Below are 19,710 nucleotides of genomic sequence, written 5' to 3' on the forward strand. Positions count from 1 at the left end.
TCGGCAAGCACTCGACTAGAGGGGTGGGGCATCGGGGCGCGGTGTCAGCTCCGAGAGTTTCTTGGGCCGGCTCACGCGGGTCGCGGTCTCGACCGGCGCCACCGTCACCGGAGCCGACTCCATGTAGTGCCAGACCTCCTGCCGACTCATCAGGCCGAACCTGATCTGCAGGTCGGGATAGCTGAGGTGGAATCGGTCGGCGACTTGTCGCAGCTCCTCGGCATTGGGGTAGTCGGCTTCTTTGATGCGCCGGTAATAGGTGCTGCTCGACACACCGAGGGCGGTGTAAATCGCCTTGGCGTCGATCTCGCCGTCCAGCAGATAGTCCAAGAGGGCTTTCAGCTGCCTGCCATTCTCGTCGGTGCGCGGCACCCCAACACCATAAACCCGATTGCTGGAAGCGGGAACCGCTAACCATGCCGATCAATTCTCTTCCCAAATTGACAGTGATGTCAGACTTTTGGCACTCCTCTCCCATTTCTGGGACATCATGGCTACGGTGGGGCCCATGGCTGCTCCCTTGATGACCAGTGTGTCGGGCGTTACCTGCTGGATTGCCGATCACGCCACCAGTGCGCCGCCGCGTCCGTCCGACGTGACGACACTGTCGGAGTCCCTCGACAGTGTTTTGGCTGCCGAACTGGATGGCGCACCGATCGCGTTGGGATGCAGCACCGAAGATCTGCTGCTCGCGGCGCTCGGCCGGACTGTCGCGCGAACGATCGGCGACGGAATGCTGGTCGTGGAACTGGATGCCACCAGCGCGGCGCCCTGCTGCGTCGCGATTCCCTGCGTGTCGAAACGTCAGCTGTCGGGGTCTGAACTCCTGGCGGCCACCCGTTCGGGCGCCGGCAACAGCACCGGATACTCCAGGGCCGATGTGGCCTTCGGATACAGCGAGGGTGCTGTTCGGCCGGCAGTGGGGCAGCACGTGCTGGCGGTCCACGTGCATCGCGGCTCCGATGACGACGTGCGCGTGGACTGGTCATACGACGCGCGTAGCTTCGACCGTTACACAGTGGCGGAGTTGGCCGAACAGTTTCCGCTGGCCCTGATCGAGGTCACCTCCGGCTAGGCGATGCCTATCTGATTTGCATCAGTAACTAGAATCGACACATCGGCGCTGATCCGGCCATCACCGGGGAGCCTTCGGAAGAACGGCTGCGATAGCCCAGTAGAACCGAACGGATGGGCCCGTCATCGCCCGATAGTTGAGCGGCGCGCGGATTCCCGCGCGCAAGCGGGGTGGTACCGCGGCGCTCGCGCACCTGCGCAGCGTCGTCCCCGTGCCTGAACAGACGTGGCTTCCGAGGCCGGAAGCCGACACAGGGCACAGGAGACGAGACGCACGTGACCGCTTATCCCAAGCCGGCCGCCCCGAATTTTCCCGAGCGGGAACTTGAGGTCCTGGACTACTGGGCCGGCGACGACACCTTCCGCGCCAGCATCGCGCGACGTGACGGCGCCGAAGAATATGTCTTCTACGACGGGCCGCCGTTCGCCAACGGCTTGCCGCACTACGGTCACCTGCTCACCGGCTACGTCAAAGACATCGTTCCCCGCTACCGCACCATGCGTGGATACAAAGTCGAGCGTCGCTTCGGCTGGGACACTCACGGGCTGCCGGCCGAACTCGAGGTACAGCGCCAGCTCGGCATCACCGAGAAGGCCCAGATCGAAGAGATGGGCATCGAGAAGTTCAACGACGCTTGTCGCGCCTCGGTGCTCAAGTACACCGGCGAATGGCAGGCTTACGTCACCAGGCAGGCCCGCTGGGTGGACTTCGACAACGACTACAAGACGCTGGACCCGGGCTTCATGGAGTCGGTGATCTGGGCGTTCAAACAGCTGTGGGACAAGGGCCTGGCCTATGAGGGCTATCGCGTGCTCCCGTACTGCTGGAATGACGAGACCCCGCTGTCCAGCCACGAGCTGCGGATGGACGACGACGTCTACCAGAGCCGCCAGGATCCGGCGCTGACGGTCGGGTTCACCGTTGTGGAAGGCCCGCTGAAGGGCGCCCACGTGCTGATCTGGACGACGACCCCGTGGACCCTGCCGTCGAACCAGGCCGTCGCTGTCAATCCCGACGTCACCTACGTCGAGGTGGCTGCCCCCGACGGCCGGCGTTATGTGCTGGCGCAGGCCCGCCTTGCCGCCTATGCCCGTGAACTCGGTGAAGAGCCCGAGATCCTGGCCTCCTTCACCGGACGGGATCTCATCGGTACGCGCTACCTGCCGCCGTTCCCGTATTTCATGGACTCGCCCAACGCTTTTCAGGTGCTTGCCGCAGATTTCGTCAGTACCGAGGACGGCACCGGCATCGTGCACATGTCGCCTGCCTACGGCGAGGACGACAAGGCCGTCGCCGACACCGCCGACATCGTGGCCGTCACCCCGGTCGACTCCAAGGGCCGGTTCGACGACACCGTGCCGGACTACGCGGGCCAGCATGTCTTCGACGCCAACCCGCAGATCATCCGTGACCTGAAGAACGGCGACGGGGCGGCGGCCCCCAACGGCGCGGTGCTGTTGCGCCACGAGACCTACGAACACTCCTACCCGCATTGCTGGCGATGCCGTAACCCGTTGATCTACCGGGCCGTATCGTCGTGGTTCGTCCGGGTCACCGAGTTCCGCGACCGCATGGTCGAACTCAACCAGCAGATCACCTGGTATCCCGAGCACGTCAAGGATGGGCAGTTCGGCAAGTGGCTGCAGGGCGCCCGGGACTGGTCGATCTCACGAAACCGCTACTGGGGCACCCCGATTCCGGTATGGAAGTCCGATGACCCGGCCTACCCGCGGGTCGATGTGTACGGCAGCCTCGACGAGTTGGAGCGCGACTTCGGGGTCCGGCCGACGAACTTGCATCGGCCGTACATCGACGAGCTGACCCGGCCCAATCCCGATGACCCGACCGGGCGCTCGACGATGCGGCGCATCGAGGACGTGCTCGACGTGTGGTTCGACTCGGGTTCCATGCCGTACGCGCAGGTGCACTATCCGTTCGAGAACACCGAATGGTTCGACACGCACTTCCCGGGCGACTTCATCGTGGAGTACATCGGCCAGACCCGCGGCTGGTTCTACACCCTGCACGTGCTGGCCACCGCGCTGTTCGACAAGCCTGCGTTCAAAACCTGTGTGTCGCACGGGATCGTGTTGGGCAATGACGGCCAGAAGATGAGCAAGTCGCTGCGCAACTATCCGGACGTGACCGAGGTCTTCGACCGCGACGGTTCGGACGCCATGCGGTGGTTCCTGATGGCGTCACCGATCCTGCGCGGCGGCAACCTCGTGGTGACCGAACAGGGCATCCGCGAGGGAGTGCGCCAAGTGCTGCTCCCACTGTGGAACGCCTACACGTTCCTGGCGCTCTATGCACCGAAAAAGGGTACGTGGCGCACTGATTCGGCGAACGTGCTTGACCGGTACATCCTGGCCAAGCTCGCCCAGCTGCGCGACGATCTCACGGCTTCACTGGACGTCTGCGACATCTCCGGTGCCTGTGACCAGTTGCGGCAGTTCACCGAGGCGTTGACGAACTGGTATGTGCGCCGGTCCCGTTCGCGGTTCTGGGAGGAGGATGCCGACGCCATCGACACGCTGCACACCGTGCTGGAGGTGACGTGCCGGCTCGCCGCTCCGCTGCTGCCGCTGGCGACAGAGGTGATCTGGCGTGGTTTGACCGGTGAACGCTCGGTTCATCTGACCGATTGGCCCGAGGCCGACGTGTTGCCGAAGGTTCCCGACCTGGTGGCTGCGATGGACCAGGTTCGCGAGGTGTGTTCGGTGGGTTCCTCGCTGCGCAAGGCCAAGAAGCTCCGAGTGCGTCTACCTTTGCCGAAACTCACTGTGGCAGTCAATAATCCGGATGCGTTGGCGCCTTTTACCGATCTGATCGCCGACGAGCTCAACGTCAAGCAGGTCGAGCTCACGGACGACGTACCGGCTTACGGCCGGTTCGACCTGGCGGTGAACGCCCGGGTAGCCGGTCCGCGCATCGGCAAGGACGTCCAGGCGGCCATCAAGGCGGTCAAGGCGGGGGAGGGCGTGGTGAACCCAGACGGCACCCTGACCGCCGGACCGGTGGTGCTGCAACCGGAGGAGTACACCTCCAAGCTCGTGGCGGCCGATCCTCCGGAGACGGAGCGCAGCGGAGCTCGACCGACGATTCAGTGGACTGCGGCGCTGCCGGACGGTGCGGGTCTGGTGGTGCTCGACGGCACGGTGACCGAGGAACTGGAAGCCGAGGGTTGGGCCAAGGACCGGATCCGCGAGTTGCAGGAGCTGCGCAAGTCGACCGGGCTGGAGGTGTCAGACCGGATCGTCGTGCGGATGTCGGTGCCGGCGCAGCATGACGCCTGGGCACGCGCGCACCGAGATCTGATCGCCGGCGAGATCCTGGCCACCAGTTTCGAATTCGCCGATGTCACCGACGGAGCCGAGATCGGCGACGGCGTTCGGGTGGCGATCGCCAAGGCCTGATACGCCCAGGTGTCAGCCGCCCGCGACGACGCGGGCGCTGCGACCGCCCAGCGAAACCTCGTCGCCGGGGTGTAGTTGCCTGCCGCGCCGAAGGTCGACCTCGCCGTTGACGGTCACCAGACCGTCTGCGATCACGGTTTTGGCGTCCGATCCGGTGTCGATCAGGTCGGCCAGTTTGAGAAACTGGCCCAGCCGGATCGAAGCATCTCTGATCGGCACCTCGTCCACGTGCGTCGCCATGTGGTCAGGATGTCACGGCAAATAGCATTTGGGTGTGCGCTGGGTTCTGCATCTCGACATGGACGCGTTCTTCGCGTCGGTCGAGCAGCTGACCCGGCCGACGCTGCGCGGCCGACCGGTGCTGGTCGGCGGCATGGGTGGTCGCGGCGTGGTGGCCGGCGCGAGCTACGAGGCACGGCGATACGGCGCCCGCTCGGCGATGCCGATGCATCAGGCCCGCCGCCTGGTGGGCGCCCCCGCGGTGGTGCTCCCGCCCCGCGGGGTGGTCTACGGCGTCGCCAGCCGTCGCGCACTGGAGACCGTGCGCAGCATCGTCCCGGTGCTTGAGCAACTGTCGTTCGACGAAGCATTCGGCGAACCAGCGGAACTGGTCGGGGCTACCGCGACCGACGTCGAGGTGTTCTGCCAGCGGCTGCGCGCCGAGGTGGCCGAACAGACCGGTCTGGTGGCATCGGTCGGAGCGGGTTCGGGCAAGCAGATCGCCAAGATCGCCTCCGGTCTGGCCAAACCCGACGGAATCCGGGTGGTCCGCCGTGAGGAGGAGGCGGTGCTGCTCGACGGGTTGCCGGTGCGACGGCTGTGGGGGATAGGGCCGGTGGCCGAGGAGAAACTGCACCGGCTCGGCATCGCCACCGTCGGTTCGCTCGCGGCGCTGTCCGACGCCGAAGCGGCCAGCGTGCTCGGCACAACCATTGGGCCCGCACTGCACCGGCTTGCCCGCGGCATCGATGACCGGCCCGTCGCAGAACGCGCGGAAGCCAAACAGATCAGCGCGGAATCGACGTTCCCGGAAGACCTCACCACGCTGGCCCAGCTGCAGGACGCCATCGGCCCGATCGGTGAACACGCGCATCGGCGCCTGGAGAAAGACGGCCGCGGCGCACGCACTGTCACGGTCAAGCTCAAGAAGTCCGATATGAGCACCCTCACCCGTTCCGCCACGCTGGCCTATGCCACCACCGAGGCCGCCACCCTGATCGGAACCGCCCGGCGACTGTTGCTCGACCCCGTCGAAGTCGGCCCGATTCGTCTTGTCGGCGTCGGGTTTGCGGGACTCTCCGACACCAGGCAAGAATCGCTGTTTCCGGATCTGGAGCAGCTGCAGGAGGTGTCGGACACTCAACAGTCGGCGTCCTCAGCCGAGCCGGCCGCCCCGGCCGCCCCGGCCGCCCCGGCCGCACATTCGATATGGCGTATCGGAGACGACGTGGTGCACCCCGACCACGGGCACGGCTGGGTCCAGGGAGCCGGACACGGGGTCATGACCGTGCGGTTCGAGACCAGGGCGTCCGGACCGGGGCCGGCACGCACCTTCGGCGAGGAAACTCCCGGGTTCCGCCTGGCCGATCCGGTCGACAGTCTGGACTGGGCCGATTACCTCAGCGGACTGACGGACTACCAGAGCACGCCGTAGCCACCGGCAACTGTAAACCCGTGGTGCCCATAGGTTTTGCACGTCACCGTGCCTTGGTAGCCGACCCCGCAGCTGGCGCCCCAGTTCTCCAACCGGTGCCCTTCGGCCAGGACGTCGACGTCACGGGTGAACGACGGATTGTCGGAGAACCGGTAGGCGGCCGGTGATCCGCTGGTGACCACGGTCTGGTTGGTGCCCGGCGGCGCGTCCATCGGCACGGCGTCACAACCGACGGGGCCGCCGTTGGGCCCGATCCCGCATGCCCGGCCGTCGGGAGTCTTGAAGAACACCCAGTAGAAGTCGGTCGGCGAAGTGTAATTGCCCTGGGCGATCGGGAAGCGGTCGATCGCGTCGGCTCCTGGTGGCGGCTCGGCAGCGGCAGTCGGGGTGGCCGCGAAGGCCACTATCCCGGCCGCGATGAACGTCGCGCTGCGATACCGCATGTTTTCCATTGAACCGACTCGGTCAAGCCCACTGGTCGACGACGTCGGCGGGCCGGTTCGCGGGCTGGAGCACAGGCCACATTGTCCTGCACCGGCTGTTTGGGATGATGGGGGAGTGACTGATGAAACGTCAGGCCCGGCCGAGCCGGTAACCGACGCACCCGGGGACGCAAAATCCCCCGCACCACGGCGGCGGCTGCGCCTGTTACTCACAGTCGCCGCAGTGGTGCTGCTCGTCGACGTCGTGACCAAGGTGCTTGCGGTTCGGCTACTGACGCCGGGTCAGCCGGTGTCCATCATCGGCGACACCGTGACCTGGACGTTGGTGCGCAACTCGGGGGCCGCGTTCTCCATGGCCACGGGTTACACGTGGGTTCTGACGCTGATCGCCACCGGTGTGGTGATCGGGATCGTCTGGATGGGGCGCCGGTTGGTGTCGCCATGGTGGGCGCTCGGGCTCGGCATGATTCTGGGCGGCGCGACGGGCAACCTGATCGACCGATTCTTCCGGTCGCCCGGCCCGCTGCACGGCCACGTGGTGGATTTCTTTTCCGTGGGCTGGTGGCCGGTGTTCAACGTGGCCGATCCGGCCGTGGTGTGCGGGGCGATCCTGCTGGTGGCACTCTCGTTGTTCGGCTTCGACTTCGATACCGTCGGCCGCCGTCGACCGGACACCTCGTCCGGCGGGGAAGGGCAGGCGCCGGACCCGCCGGCCGATGACACCGCCCCGGCCTCCGACGATCCGAGCGCGGTCGGCCGCCAGGCCGAGCCGTCATAGTGGCGACCCGGTCGATGCCGGTCCCGGAAGGACTGGCCGGGATGAGGGTCGACGCCGGGTTGGCCCGGTTGCTCGGCCTGTCCCGCACCGTGGTGGCGGCACTGGCAGAGGCAGGCGGGGTCGACCTCGACGGCGCACCGGCCGGCAAGTCCGACAAGCTGGTCGCCGGGGCGTGGCTGGAGGTCCGACTGCCGGAGGCCCCGGCACCCGTCGAGAACACCCCGGTCGACATCGAGGGCATGGCGATCCTGTACTCGGACGACGATCTCGTCGCTGTCGACAAACCGCCCGGGGTCGCGGCGCACGCAACGGTCGGCTGGCATGGGCCGACCGTGCTGGGTGGGCTGGCGGCCGCCGGATACCGGATCAGCACGTCGGGCATCCACGAGCGTCAGGGCATCGTGCACCGACTCGACGTGGGCACCTCCGGCGTCATGATCGTCGCGCTGTCGGAGCGGGCGTACACGGTACTCAAACGAGCGTTCAAGCAGCGCACCATGGAGAAGCGCTATCACGCGTTGATTCAGGGACACCCTGATCCGTCGAGCGGAACCATCGACGCACCGATCGGCCGGCACCGCGGCCACGACTGGAAGTTCGCGGTCATCGAGGACGGCAGGCACAGCGTCACCCACTACGACACCATCGAGGCGTTCCAGGCGGCCAGCCTTCTCGACATCGAACTGGAGACCGGGCGCACCCACCAGATCCGCGTGCACTTTGCCGCGCTGCATCACCCCTGCTGCGGCGATCTCACCTATGGCGCCGACCCGACACTGGCGAAAAAGCTCGGGCTGGAACGGCAATGGTTGCATGCGCGATCGTTGGCCTTTGCCCACCCTGCCGACGGGCGCCGCGTCGAGATCACCAGCCCGTACCCGGCCGACCTCCAGCACGCACTCGACAAACTGCGCCGTCACGAGCTGTGAGCGAACACCCCCGGTCCGGAGTGCTGTACGGCGCTGGCGCCTACATCTGGTGGGGGCTCTGCCCGGGGTTCTTCCTGCTGCTTCTGCCCGCGGGTGCCCTCGAGATATTGGCGCACCGCATCGTGTGGAGCGCGGTGTTCCTGCTGCTTGTACTCGCAGTGGCGCGCCGCCTCGGTGACCTGCGGAGGCTGACGCTACGGGCCTGGCTGCAGTTGCTGGCCGCGGCGGCGCTGATCTCAATCAACTGGGGCACCTATATCTACGCCGTAACCACCGGACACGTCGTCGACGCAGCCCTTGGATACTTCATCAACCCGCTGGTCAGCGTGGCGCTCGGGATCGTGGTGTTTCGGGAACGCATCAACCGCTGGCAGGCGGTAGCCCTGACAATCGCCGTGGTGGCAGTGGCGATACTCACTGCCGAGGTGGGTGCGCCGCCCTATATCGCGGTGGTGCTGGCGCTGTCCTTCGGCGTCTACGGTCTGATCAAGAAGGTGGTCCAGGCCGACCCCCGGGTGAGCGTCGCTGTCGAGACACTGCTTGCGTTGCCGGTGGCCGCGGGTTACCTCATCACACTGGAGCTACTCGGGCGCGGACACTTCCTCAACCACGGCACCTGGCACACAGTGCTGTTGCTGCTGGCCGGACCGGTCACCGCGATCCCATTGCTGTTGTTCGCCACGGCCGCGCAGCGGCTTCCGATGGTGACACTCGGCCTGTTGTTCTACCTGAACCCGGCGTTGCAGATGGCCTGGGGAGTCTTCATCGGGCATGAACCGATGCCGGTCGGACGCTGGATCGGGTTCTCGCTCATCTGGTTCGCGCTGGTGATCATGACGCTCGGTGCGTTCAGGGGGAAAGCCGCGGAATCCGTGCCGGGAACTGTCGATCGAGTGGAGCCGGAATCGTCATCACGGTGACAAGCTGTCATCGACCACCGGGAGGACACCATGCAGTACTGCCTGCTCATGCACTACCAGGAAGGCCCGGACGCCGGCCTGACGGACGAAGACATGGCGGCCGGGCGGGCCGCGTTCGACCAATATGCCAACGATCTCGACGAGGCGGGCGTGCTCATCGCCACCCATGTGCTCCAATCAGCATCGGCGACAACCACTTACAGTGCGCGCACCGGTAACCCGGAGATCCAGGACGGGCCGTTCGCCGACACCAAGGAGCGGCTGGGCGGCGTGTTCGTCCTCGACGTGCCCGACCTTGATGCCGCGCTCGCGTGGGCCAAGCGCTGCCCCGCCGCGCAGTGGGGTTCGGTTGAGATCCGCCCTGTCGCGGTGACGTATCGCAGCGGCCATGGCTGGTACGCACCCTGACCGCCGCCGACCGGATCGCACAGATCACCCGGGAGTCCTACGGGCGGCTGCTGGCGATACTCGCGGCGCCGGGCCGCGATATCGCCGCGGCCGAGGATGCGTTGGCCGACGCATTGGAACGCGCGTTGCAACGCTGGCCACGAGACGGTGTGCCCGACAATGCCGAGGCGTGGATCCTCACCGTTGCCCGCAACCGGCTGCGAGATCTGTGGAAGTCCTCGGCGTATCGGCTCACCGACCCGCTGCCGGTCGACTACGACGAAGACGCATTCTCCGTCGACCCGAGCGACCTACCGGACCGACGGCTGGAACTCATGCTGGTGTGCGCGCATCCCGCGATCGCCGCAGACATCCGTACCCCGTTGATGCTGCAGGCCGTCCTCGGGGTGAACGCAAGTGATATCGCCGCGGCGTTCGTCGTCGCCCCCGCCACCATGGCGCAGCGCCTGGTGCGGGCGAAAAAACGTATCCGCGACGCGGGCATCCCGTTCGTCGTCCCGGAACGGGCCGATCTGGCTGAGCGGCTACCGGCTGTGACGGAGGCGATCTACGGCGCGTATGCCATCGACTGGCAACTGCTGCCTGCGGGTACGGCGATCGAATCGCTGTCGGGCGAGGCGCTGCGGCTGGCGCTGATCCTGGCGGACCTGCTGCCGGACGAGCCCGAAGTGCTGGGTTTGGCTGCGCTGCTCTGCCTCTGCGAGGGGCGCCGTCCCGCGCGGCGGGCCCTCGACAGCACGTTCATTCCGCTCGACGAACAGGACACGAACTACTGGGATGGCGATCTGATCGATCGGGGTGAGCGATTACTTCGACGCGCACATGCATTCGGCCGGCCCGGCCGGTTCCAGTACGAGGCGGCGATCTCCTCGGCGCACTGCGTCAGACCGGTTGATCGGCCCGCGCTGCGCAAGTTGCACCGCGCGCTGCTGCGCGTGGCGCCGTCCCTGGGCGCAGCGGTGGCGCTCGCCGCCCTCGACGGCGAGGTCGACGGACCCGAAGCGGGATTGAACGCGCTGGACGGGATCTCGAACCGGTCGATCGATCGCTTCCAGCCGGCATGGGTCACCCGCGCACACCTGTTGGCCGCCGCCGGCCGGGTCGATCAGGCGGCCGAGGCCTATCAGAGGGCGATCGCACTGACGAGTGACGCCGGCGTGGCTGATCATCTGAGCCGGCAGCTTTCGGCCCTCCGGCCGTGATGCCGACGAGCCTCACCGTTTGTCGATCGCCTCGGTGCGTGCACTCGTGGAGCGGCCGAGCGCGGTGACTTCGGCATCCATTCTGGGAAGCAGGTCCTCGGCGGATTTGCGCATCGCGGTCTCACCTATCCGGCTGGTCAGCAGCGGCTTGAGCCAGCGGAACAGACCGACCCAGCCCGGGCAGTAGATCCGGTCCTTACGTCCTTCGATGCCCTTCACGAACGCCTCGGCACACTCGGCCACCGACGTGGTCTTCTTGAGGGGCCCGGTGGCCAGCATCTCCCGGAACACCGGTAAGTCATCCTTGGTGTCGCGGATGAGCGCCGTGTCGATCCAGGACATGTGGGCGGAACCGACATCGACGCCGCGGTAGGCGACTTCGAGCCGCAGCGCATTGGCGAGGTGCTCGACGCCGGCCTTCGACGCGTCGTACGAAGCCATCCCGGGGGCGGCGGCGAAGGCCGCCAGCGACGAGACGATCAGCACATAGCCGCGACGCTCGATCACCGACGGCAGTGTGGCGCGCACGGTGTTGAACGCGCCGACCACGTTGACCTCGATCACCCGCTTGAAAGCATCGGGATCGACTGCCAGCACCGACCCGTAGCTGGCGATGCCGGCGTTGGCCACGACGACGTCGATGCCGCCGAAGCACTCGATCGCCTTATCGGCGGCCCGCTGCATCGCCGGCAGATCGCGGACATCCGCGGTCACTGCCAATGCTGTTGCGTCGCCCCCGAGTTCGGCGGCCAACGCGGTCAACGACACGTCGTCCACATCGGTCAGGACAAGCCTGGCCCCCTTTGCGTGGAGCAGCCGGGCGACCGCGGCCCCGATCCCGCAGGCGGCACCGGTTACGAATACGACTTGCGATTTCAGGGATGTCATCGGCCACCTTCGTGCTGGGCGATCCGGCGTTCGATATCACCGACCAGTTCAGCCACGTCGCTCGTGACGTAGAAGTGATCGCCGGGAAGGACGCGGATCGCGAATTCGGACGTCGTGAAGTTCGACCACTGCGCCACACTGTCGTAACTGACCGCCGTGTCGTCCGCGGCGGCGTAGGCGTAGATGGGGCAGGAAACCGTTGTCCCCGGGGGACAGTCGTACTCTGTGATGGCGCCGTAGTTCCGCAGCGTCCGCAGAATCGTCGAACCGAATCGGTCGCCGAGGAAGTCGGAGTCCGTGCCCGTCATGTCGGCGACCATCTTCAAGAGCTCACCGTCGGAGCCCTGGTGCAGCTGTTCATAACCACCGTGGCCCGGCGCCGGTGATGCCGACAGGAACAGCGCAGCGATCTGATTCCCCGCCGCCTCGAACCGGCGGGCGACCTCGAATGCGATCAGCCCGCCCATACTGTGGCCGAAGAATGCCACCGGACGGTCGGGCGGATTTGCCGGGGCCAGCATCTTGTACACATCTTCGGCGAGCGCAGCGACGCTGCTGATCTCGGGTACGTCGTGTCGTTCGGGATGGCCCGGGTACTGGACCGCGATTCGCTTCACGTCGGTGGAAAACGCTCGGGCGAACGGTATGTAGGAGCGGGCAGACCCCCCGGCATGCGGGAAGATGTAGAGCACCACGACGCCCATTAGTTGCTCCCACCACCCGGATCCGAAGTGGATCATCGCGGTCAATCATCGTGGATGAGAACTGATTGGGTGGGGCAATCGCCGAATATGCCAACGCATTTCCGATAGCCAGACTATCGACTTGATCTAGTTCTGCGCACGGGTCGCGCGTCCTTCGGAATTCGTTGCCGGAATCAACTGACCACGTCTGATGTCAAAACAACGCCGACGGGGAACGGAATCCGTTGTCGGCTCGTGGGATCCGCGCGGTGGCGGCCGGCGCCGGTACAGCCACGGGGCGTCGTTACCGTAGCTTCACCGAAACGATATGCGTTGGGGATCAGAGAGTTTCGTTCTCCGGTCATGGTAGCGAACCTCGCACTCCATCGGTTGTAGCGCCTGCTGCGGTATCCGCAGCAAATTACGCCGGTGCCGTTGCGCCCGCCGCGTCTCTGGCTGGGTGTACTCATCATGATCGGCTGCCAGCTACCTTGCGACTGCAAACAAACACTGCCAAGTCGAGACGCAAGTGCCGAAAGTTGCTGACACTGGGCAACAGCTGGCGTAAATTTTCGCCATACACGCAGCCGGGGGCTGTCCACGCAGGCCAGTGCGGGTCTGAGTGCGATACAGGGCGTGGTTTCCGCCGCCACAAGTGGTCGGGAGCCGGCCTGCGGGGGCTAACCAGAGCCTGATCTTGAGAAGACCGAATCTGACCGCAACGAGCATCATCCAGCGAACAGGTAGTGCACTACTCGTGCGCATGGAACGTCGCGCTGAAAACATGAACCGGAGCTAATGAAGGGAACCGCTCATGGTGGGACTTTCTCTGCCGGCGCTGCTTCAGGAGCGAGCGAATCAGCGACCTGACAGCACCGCGTACACGTTCGTCGACTATTCGATAGACCCGAATGGGTTTGCTGAACACCTCACATGGGCGGAAATCCACCGCAGATCCTGCGCTGTCGCCGATGAGCTGAGGATGTGCGGGGCGAGCGGAGACCGGGCCGCAATCCTTGCGCCGCAAGGGCTTGAGTACATCGTCGCGTTCCTTGGCGCCATGCAGGCCGGCTTCATCGCCGTCCCGCTCTCGGTACCGCAGTTCGGCGTTCACGACGAACGGGCGTCCTCGGTACTACGAGACTGTGCGCCGTCGGTCATCCTGACGACGTCGGCGGAGGTCGGCGGTGTCGCTCCGTATGCACGAAGTGAAGGCGGCGCCCCCGCACCGGTCATTGTCGAGATCGACGCGCTGGACCTCGAATCGCCCCGGGAGCCGACTCGGGTTCCGTCTCACACTCCACGAATTGCGTACCTGCAATACACGTCGGGCTCGACCCGCACGCCTGCCGGCGTGATTGTCACGCACCGGAACGTAATAGTGAACGTCGAACAGGCGCTACACGACTACTTCGGGCAGGAAATGCCGGCTGAAACGGTATTCGTGTCCTGGTTGCCCTTCTATCACGACATGGGGTTGATCAAGGGAATCTGTTCGCCGCTGGTCTCCGACCGCAGTGCGGTTTTGATGAGTCCGATGTCATTCTTGCAGCGGCCCGCGCGCTGGATCCAAATGTTGGCTACCAACAAGGGGGCTTTTTCGGCCGCGCCGAACTTTGCTTTTGAACTTTCTGCCCGCAGAACTTCCGACGCCGATATCGACGGCCTGGACCTCGGTGATGTGCGGGCGATCTGCAGCGGAAGCGAACGCGTCCACGCCGCGACGATCAAACGCTTCACCGAGCGATTCGCGCGCTTCGGCCTGAAGGGCTCGGTAGTCCGGCCGTCTTACGGTCTGGCCGAGGCGACCGTTTATGTCGCGACTTCCGACCGCGGCGCGTCACCCTCCATCACCCCGTTCGATTACGAAAAGCTCTCAAGTGGTCATGCCAGGCGATGCGAGGAGGAGGCCGTCGGCAGCACCGAGCTGATGGGGCACGGAACCGCCCGCTCTACCACATTGCGGATCGTTGATCCCGAGGCCAGAACGGAGAATCCGGCGGGGCAGGTCGGCGAAATCTGGGTACACGGGGACAACGTCGCTACCGGGTACTGGCACAAGCCCGAAGAAACCCAACGGGTTTTCGGTGGACGACTCGTGAACCCCTCAGCCGGCACCCCAGATGGCCCATGGCTGAAAACCGGGGACCTGGGCGTCATTTCCGATGGCGAGCTGTACATCATCGGTCGGATCAAGGACCTGCTGATCGTCGACGGTTCCAATCACTATCCCGACGATATCGAGGCGACGATCCTGGAGATCAGCAACGGCAGGACCGCGGCGATATCGGTGCAGAAGGATCGGACTGAACAGCTGGTGGTGATCGTAGAAGTCAAACGCCGCGGTGAATCCGATGACGAGCATATCCAGAAACTCCGCTCGCTAAAGCGGGAAATCGTTTCTGCGGTATCAAATATCCATCGGCTGCGCGTCGCTGATCTTGTCTTCGTCGCTCCTGGCTCCATACCGATCACTACCAGCGGTAAGGTCCGGCGCTCTACATGCTCCGATCTGTACCGGCAGGATGAATTCGAGCGGTGGGAAAGAAAATATGAATTCAGCCGTTCCTGATGGCGCGGGGCTCAGAAACTGGTTGGTCGATTATCTGATCGCCAATATCGGCTGCAATCCCGAGGAGATCGATTTCGATCTGTCGCTCAACGATCTCGGGGTCGGTTCGCGGGATGCGGTGGTCTTGTCGGGTGAGCTTGGTGAGCTGCTCGGCCGACCAATCTCACCGGTCGATTTCTGGCAGCACCCGACGATCAACGCTCTGGTGGAGTTCCTCACCACGGCGGCCGCGGACTGCGGTGCCGATCTGGGGTCCTCGACGGATCGAGGTTCGATCGACGAGCCGGTCGCGGTGATCGGTCTGGGATGCCGTTTCCCCGGTGGCATCTCGGGGCCTGAGGCGCTCTGGCAGTTCCTGTGGGATGGCCACTGCGCGGTCGGTGAAGTTCCTGTCGATCGCTGGTCGCCGTTCGATGACAACTCGCCCGAGGTGGCCGCTGCGCTCGCCCGCACGACGCGATGGGGTTCGTTCCTCAGCGACATCGACGGCTTCGATGCCGAGTTCTTCGAGATCTCGCTTCGGGAAGCCGCAAAGATGGACCCGCAGCAGCGGCTGCTGCTGGAAGTGGCCTGGGAGGCGCTCGAACACGCTGGGATTCCGCCGAATTCACTGCGACGGTCGCAAACCGGGGTTTTCACCGGCGCCTGCTCCACGGAGTACGGCTACCTGGCCTCTACAGATCTTCCTGCCGTCGATGCGTGGAGTAACACCGGTGGTGCGCTGAGCATCATCGCGAACCGGCTGTCGTATTTCCTGGATCTGCGCGGTCCGTCGGTGACCGTGGACACGGCCTGTTCGTCGTCGTTGGTGGCGATTCATCTCGCGTGTCAGAGCCTGCGCATGCGGGATTCCGACATGGCGCTGGCAGCCGGCGTGAACATGCTGTTGTCACCCGCGGTTTTCCACGGATTCGACCAGGCCGGTGCGCTGTCGCCCACCGGACGCTGCCACGCATTCGACGCCGGTGCGGACGGGTTCGTGCGGGGCGAGGGTTGCGGCGTGGTGGTACTCAAGCGACTCAATGATGCACTGCGCGACCATGATCGGATCCTGGCGGTGGTGCGGGGTTCGGCGATCAACCAGGACGGCCGATCGAACGGACTGATGGCACCCAACCCGGCCGCGCAGATGGCCGTGTTGCGGGCGGCGTATGCGAACGCGGGAGTTCAGCCGCACGAGGTGGACTATGTGGAAGCCCACGGGACCGGAACGTTCCTCGGTGACCCGATAGAGGCTCGCGCGCTGGGGACCACACTGGGGCGTGGACGCCCCGAGCAGTCGCCGCTGTTGGTCGGCGCCGTCAAGTCCAACCTGGGCCACCTGGAGGCCGCGGCGGGCATCGCGGGGTTCATGAAAGCGGTCTTGGCCGTGCAGCGGGCACAGATTCCGGCGAACCTCGGCTATCAGACGCCGAATCCGCACATCCCGTTCGATGAGCTGCGATTGAAAGTCGTGGCCGACAACTCGGACTGGCCGTCCACGGGGCGTTCCCGGCGGGCCGGCGTGTCGTCGTTCGGTTTCGGCGGGACGAACGCTCACGTGGTGATCGAACAGGTACCTGAACCCGCTGCCGTCGCCCCGCCACAAGACTCGGCGGTGAGCACCCTGGTGGTCTCGGGGAAAAACGCGGATCGGATCGCATTGACAGCCGCGGTGTTGTCCGACTGGATGTCCGGTGCCGGCTCCGGTGTGGGTTTGGCCGACGTGGCGCACACCTTGAATCACCACCGTGCCCGACATTCCACTTTCGCCACCGTATGTGCCCGTGATCGTGCTCAGGCCATCGCCGGCTTGCAGGCGTTGGCCGACGGTCTGCCTGCAGACGGGCTGGTCGGCCCGCACGAAGGCGTGTGCGGGTCGGGCACGGTCTTCGTGTATTCGGGGCAGGGCTCGCAGTGGGCCGGTATGGGTCGCCAGTTGTTGACCGACGAACCGGCGTTCGCTGCGGCAGTGGCCGACCTCGAGCCGCTGTTCGTCGAGCGGATCGGCTTCTCGCTCCGGGCCGCCCTGGCCGGCGGTGATCCGGTGTGCGGCGATGCCCGGGTACAGCCCGTCATCATGGGTCTGCAGCTGGCGCTCACGGAGTTGTGGCGGTCGTACGGGGTTGAGCCGGATGCGGTGATCGGGCATTCGATGGGGGAGGTCAGTGCGGCGGTGGTCGCCGGGGCACTGACCGTCGACGAGGGTCTGCGGGTGATCTCTGTCCGCTCCCGGTTGATGTCACGGCTGGCCGGTCAGGGCGCCGTCGCGCTGCTCACGCTGGACGCAGAGCGGGCCGCGGCGATGGCCGCCGACTACCCGGGAGTTGACCTCGCCGGATTCCTGTCACCGCGCCAGACGGTCGTGGCGGGCCCGCCCGCGCATGTCGATGCCCTTATCGCCGCGGTCCAGCAGCAGAGCCGCTTCGCCCGTCGGGTCAACATGGAGGTGGCGTCGCACAACGTGCTGATGGATCCGATCCTGCCCGAGTTGCGCGCTGCGCTAGCCGATTTGAGGCCGTCAAGCCCGGCGATACCGTTCCTGTCCACGGTGGACAATGGCGCCACAACTGCTCTGCTCGACGCTGACTACTGGGCCGCCAACGTCCGTCAACCGGTGCGGTTGAAAGATGCCGTCACCGCCGCCGCGGCTGAGCACACGACATTCGTCGAGATCAGTCCGCATCCTGTGCTGGCCGGCGCGATCACCGAAACGCTGGGGGACAGCCATCACCACAGCGTCGGCACACTGTGGCGCGAGGGCGACGACGCGGTGAGTTTTCACACCAACCTGAACAGGACACACACCGCCCAACCCCCGAACACCGCACACCCACCGGGTCCGCACCCCGAGCTACCGACCACACCGTGGGTGCACACCCGGCACTGGGTAGCCCTCGCACCGCTGGCACGTCGCGCAGAAAACGTTGGCAGGTGCGATGTTTCGCCGGCATCTTCGGCCGGCGAAATCCCGGCCGAATGGTACTGCGAACTGCGCTGGCCGGCCCAGGAGCTCGCGGCCGAACCGGCCGGCTTGAGAAGTTCCTGGCTGGTCGTCGGCGACGACGCACTGGGTGCGCAGATCCGGCTTCTGGAGGGGGTGGGCGCTCAGGTCACGGCCGTGGCCGAGAACGCCGACGAGGCCACCGTCACGGATGCGCTGACCGGCGTGGACTATGTGCTCTACGCACCCGACGCGGTCGACCCGTTCGATGACGGAGCGGGATATCGGCTGTTCAACACCGCCAGACGGCTGAGTGTCGTGCTGGCCGGGATGGCCTCGCCGGCAAAGCTGTTCATGCTCACGAGGAATGCCCAGCCGCTCGGCGAGGGGGACCGCGCGAATCCGGGGCACGCCACGCTCTGGGGCCTGGGCCGGACAATTGCTCTGGAACACCCCGAGATCTGGGGTGCGGTGATCGACGTCGACGAGTCGGTACCCACGCAGCTGGTTGCCCGCTACCTGGTCGCCGAAGCTCATAGCGATGCCGGAGAGGACCAGATCGTGTACCGCGCCGGCGTTCGGCGCGTTGCCCGGCTACAACCGACAACACCACCGGCTGCGTCGGCGGATGAACTGGACCCGCAGACCTGCTATCTGGTTGTCGGCGCAACAGGCAACATCGGCCCTTACCTGATCCAGCAGCTCGCCGATATGGGCGCCGCGACCATCGTCGCGGTCTCGCGGAATCCCGGATCCCGACTGCAGGAATTGACCAAGTCGCTTGCGGACCAATCCACGACGTTGGTGACAGTGGCCGCGGACGCGTCCGACGAAGCGTCCATGACGGAGTTGTTCGGCCGCTTCGGCGCTGATCTGCCTCCGCTCGGTGGAATCTACCTCGCGGCATTCGGCGGCGGCCCGATCACGCTGGCGGACATGACCGATGACGACGTGGCGTCCATGTTCACGCCGAAGCTGAATGCTGCCCTGGTACTGCACAAGCTGTCGTTGACGTCGACTCTGCGTCAGTTCGTGTTGTTCTCGTCGATCTCCGGGCTGCTGGGCTCACGGTGGCTCGCGCACTACACCGCCACCACCACATTCCTGGACACCTTCGCCTACGCACGACGTGCGGCCGGTCTGCCGGCGACGACCGTCAACTGGGGTCTGTGGAAATCTCTGGCGGACAACCAAAGCGAAGACGAGCGCCAGGTCACGCTAGGTTCCGGACTCGAACCGATGCCCGATGAGGTCGCCATCCAAGCACTGTGGTCGGTGGCTGGACCGAACGCGCCGGTCCGCTCCACCGTGGTGGCTGCCGACTGGGCCGGTCTGGCCGCCGCCTACCGCACCCGCACCGCGCTGCATATCGTCGACGACTTACTGCCCACCGACAACACCGACGAGGTCGACGCCGCGGGCAGCCCATCATCGTTGCCCAAGACCGAATTCCGGCAGAGGTTAGGCGTTTGCGAACTCGCCGGACGCCATGGTCTGCTCGCTGAGCACGTATGTGAGCTGGTTTCCAAGGTGATGGGGCTGGCCTCACCGCAATTGCTGGATACCTCGGCGGGTTTCTTCCAGTTCGGGATGGACTCGCTGATGAGCGTGACGCTTCAACGCGCCTTGTCCGAGAGCCTCGGTCAGCCGATGCCGGCTTCCGTGGTGTTCGACTATCCCACGGCAGACGCGCTCACCGAATATCTGGCCACCATCCTCCCAGAACTGATCGAGGCTTCCGAAGACGAAGAAGTCGACGAGTACGACGACTTCACGGAAGCCGAACTCTTGCAACAACTGTCGGAAAGGCTGAGCTGAG

The 19,710-nt window shown here is 65.6% G+C and carries 15 protein-coding genes; 10 read left to right on the top strand and 5 right to left on the bottom strand.

Annotated elements, in window-relative coordinates; all coding sequences use genetic code 11:
- Nucleotides 1–15: 15 nt before the first annotated feature.
- A complete protein-coding gene (locus tag ABQF30_RS09850) occupies nucleotides 16–372 on the bottom strand; it encodes an XRE family transcriptional regulator (protein WP_448462783.1) in 357 nt (118 codons plus the stop codon).
- Nucleotides 373–508: 136 nt separating this feature from the next.
- Here ABQF30_RS09850 and ABQF30_RS09855 point away from each other — a divergent pair, with 136 nt between their 5' ends.
- Nucleotides 509–1,075 carry a polyketide synthase gene (locus ABQF30_RS09855; protein WP_448462785.1) on the top strand — a complete coding sequence of 189 codons (567 nt, stop codon included), beginning with the start codon at nucleotides 509–511 and terminating at the stop codon, nucleotides 1,073–1,075.
- 275 nt (nucleotides 1,076–1,350) lie between these two features.
- Nucleotides 1,351–4,491, top strand: coding sequence for an isoleucine--tRNA ligase (gene ileS, locus ABQF30_RS09860; RefSeq protein WP_448462787.1), 3,141 nt, complete (start codon nucleotides 1,351–1,353; stop codon nucleotides 4,489–4,491).
- 12 nt (nucleotides 4,492–4,503) lie between these two features.
- Here the strand turns inward: ileS and ABQF30_RS09865 are convergent, their stop codons facing one another.
- A complete protein-coding gene (locus ABQF30_RS09865; protein ID WP_448462789.1) occupies nucleotides 4,504–4,731 on the bottom strand; it encodes an RNA-binding S4 domain-containing protein in 228 nt (75 codons plus the stop codon).
- A 28-nt stretch (nucleotides 4,732–4,759) separates the two neighbouring features.
- Here ABQF30_RS09865 and ABQF30_RS09870 point away from each other — a divergent pair, with 28 nt between their 5' ends.
- Nucleotides 4,760–6,145 (top strand): DNA polymerase IV, encoded by a 1,386-nt coding sequence (locus ABQF30_RS09870; RefSeq protein ID WP_448462791.1) that lies wholly within the window; start codon nucleotides 4,760–4,762, stop codon nucleotides 6,143–6,145.
- On the opposite strand, the gene ABQF30_RS09875 is transcribed toward ABQF30_RS09870, so the two are convergent.
- Entirely contained in the window at nucleotides 6,127–6,588 is a 462-nt protein-coding gene (locus ABQF30_RS09875; RefSeq protein ID WP_448462793.1) for a hypothetical protein, read from the bottom strand. The genes ABQF30_RS09870 and ABQF30_RS09875 overlap by 19 nt on opposite strands.
- A 115-nt stretch (nucleotides 6,589–6,703) precedes the next feature.
- On the opposite strand from ABQF30_RS09875, the gene lspA reads away from it, so the two are divergent.
- From lspA to ABQF30_RS09900, 5 genes are read left to right on the top strand one after another with little or no spacing between them, the layout of a single operon-like run.
- Nucleotides 6,704–7,366, top strand: a complete 663-nt coding sequence (gene lspA, locus ABQF30_RS09880) for a signal peptidase II (RefSeq protein WP_448462795.1) — start codon at nucleotides 6,704–6,706, stop codon at nucleotides 7,364–7,366.
- Nucleotides 7,366–8,295, top strand: coding sequence for an RluA family pseudouridine synthase (locus ABQF30_RS09885; RefSeq protein ID WP_448462797.1), 930 nt, complete (start codon nucleotides 7,366–7,368; stop codon nucleotides 8,293–8,295). The genes lspA and ABQF30_RS09885 overlap by 1 nt, the downstream gene beginning before the upstream one ends.
- A gap of 20 nt (nucleotides 8,296–8,315) precedes the next feature.
- Nucleotides 8,316–9,215 (top strand): EamA family transporter RarD, encoded by a 900-nt coding sequence (gene rarD, locus ABQF30_RS09890; RefSeq protein WP_448463580.1) that lies wholly within the window; start codon nucleotides 8,316–8,318, stop codon nucleotides 9,213–9,215.
- Nucleotides 9,216–9,245: 30 nt separating this feature from the next.
- Complete coding sequence (locus ABQF30_RS09895) at nucleotides 9,246–9,623, top strand: YciI family protein (protein WP_448462799.1); 378 nt, start codon at nucleotides 9,246–9,248, stop codon at nucleotides 9,621–9,623.
- A gap of 47 nt (nucleotides 9,624–9,670) precedes the next feature.
- Complete coding sequence (locus ABQF30_RS09900) at nucleotides 9,671–10,825, top strand: RNA polymerase sigma factor (protein WP_448463582.1); 1,155 nt, start codon at nucleotides 9,671–9,673, stop codon at nucleotides 10,823–10,825.
- A 12-nt stretch (nucleotides 10,826–10,837) separates the two neighbouring features.
- Here the strand turns inward: ABQF30_RS09900 and ABQF30_RS09905 are convergent, their stop codons facing one another.
- Nucleotides 10,838–11,713 (bottom strand): SDR family oxidoreductase, encoded by an 876-nt coding sequence (locus tag ABQF30_RS09905; RefSeq protein WP_448462800.1) that lies wholly within the window; start codon nucleotides 11,711–11,713, stop codon nucleotides 10,838–10,840.
- Nucleotides 11,710–12,453 (bottom strand): thioesterase II family protein, encoded by a 744-nt coding sequence (locus tag ABQF30_RS09910; RefSeq protein WP_448462802.1) that lies wholly within the window; start codon nucleotides 12,451–12,453, stop codon nucleotides 11,710–11,712. Before ABQF30_RS09910 ends, ABQF30_RS09905 begins: the two co-directional genes overlap by 4 nt.
- A 757-nt stretch (nucleotides 12,454–13,210) precedes the next feature.
- On the opposite strand from ABQF30_RS09910, the gene ABQF30_RS09915 reads away from it, so the two are divergent.
- A complete protein-coding gene (locus ABQF30_RS09915) occupies nucleotides 13,211–14,968 on the top strand; it encodes an AMP-binding protein (RefSeq protein WP_448462804.1) in 1,758 nt (585 codons plus the stop codon).
- On the top strand, nucleotides 14,949–19,709 hold the full coding sequence (locus ABQF30_RS09920; protein ID WP_448462806.1) for an SDR family NAD(P)-dependent oxidoreductase: 4,761 nt from the start codon (nucleotides 14,949–14,951) through the stop codon (nucleotides 19,707–19,709). The genes ABQF30_RS09915 and ABQF30_RS09920 overlap by 20 nt, the downstream gene beginning before the upstream one ends.
- The last annotated feature ends 1 nt before the right edge of the window (nucleotide 19,710 follow it).

It is taken from the genome of Mycolicibacterium sp. XJ870, from assembly GCF_053483975.1.

What these genes read in the sequence shown, in the direction of transcription:
- ABQF30_RS09855 (WP_448462785.1), top strand. Translation starts at nt 509, where the DNA reads ATGGCTGCTCCCTTGATGACCAGTGTGTCGGGCGTTACCTGCTGGATT.
- ABQF30_RS09865 (WP_448462789.1), bottom strand. Translation starts at nt 4,731, where the DNA reads ATGGCGACGCACGTGGACGAGGTGCCGATCAGAGATGCTTCGATCCGG.
- ABQF30_RS09875 (WP_448462793.1), bottom strand. Translation starts at nt 6,588, where the DNA reads ATGCGGTATCGCAGCGCGACGTTCATCGCGGCCGGGATAGTGGCCTTC.
- ABQF30_RS09895 (WP_448462799.1), top strand. Translation starts at nt 9,246, where the DNA reads ATGCAGTACTGCCTGCTCATGCACTACCAGGAAGGCCCGGACGCCGGC.
- ABQF30_RS09905 (WP_448462800.1), bottom strand. Translation starts at nt 11,713, where the DNA reads ATGACATCCCTGAAATCGCAAGTCGTATTCGTAACCGGTGCCGCCTGC.
- ABQF30_RS09910 (WP_448462802.1), bottom strand. Translation starts at nt 12,453, where the DNA reads ATGATCCACTTCGGATCCGGGTGGTGGGAGCAACTAATGGGCGTCGTG.
- ABQF30_RS09915 (WP_448462804.1), top strand. Translation starts at nt 13,211, where the DNA reads ATGGTGGGACTTTCTCTGCCGGCGCTGCTTCAGGAGCGAGCGAATCAG.
- ABQF30_RS09920 (WP_448462806.1), top strand. Translation starts at nt 14,949, where the DNA reads ATGAATTCAGCCGTTCCTGATGGCGCGGGGCTCAGAAACTGGTTGGTC.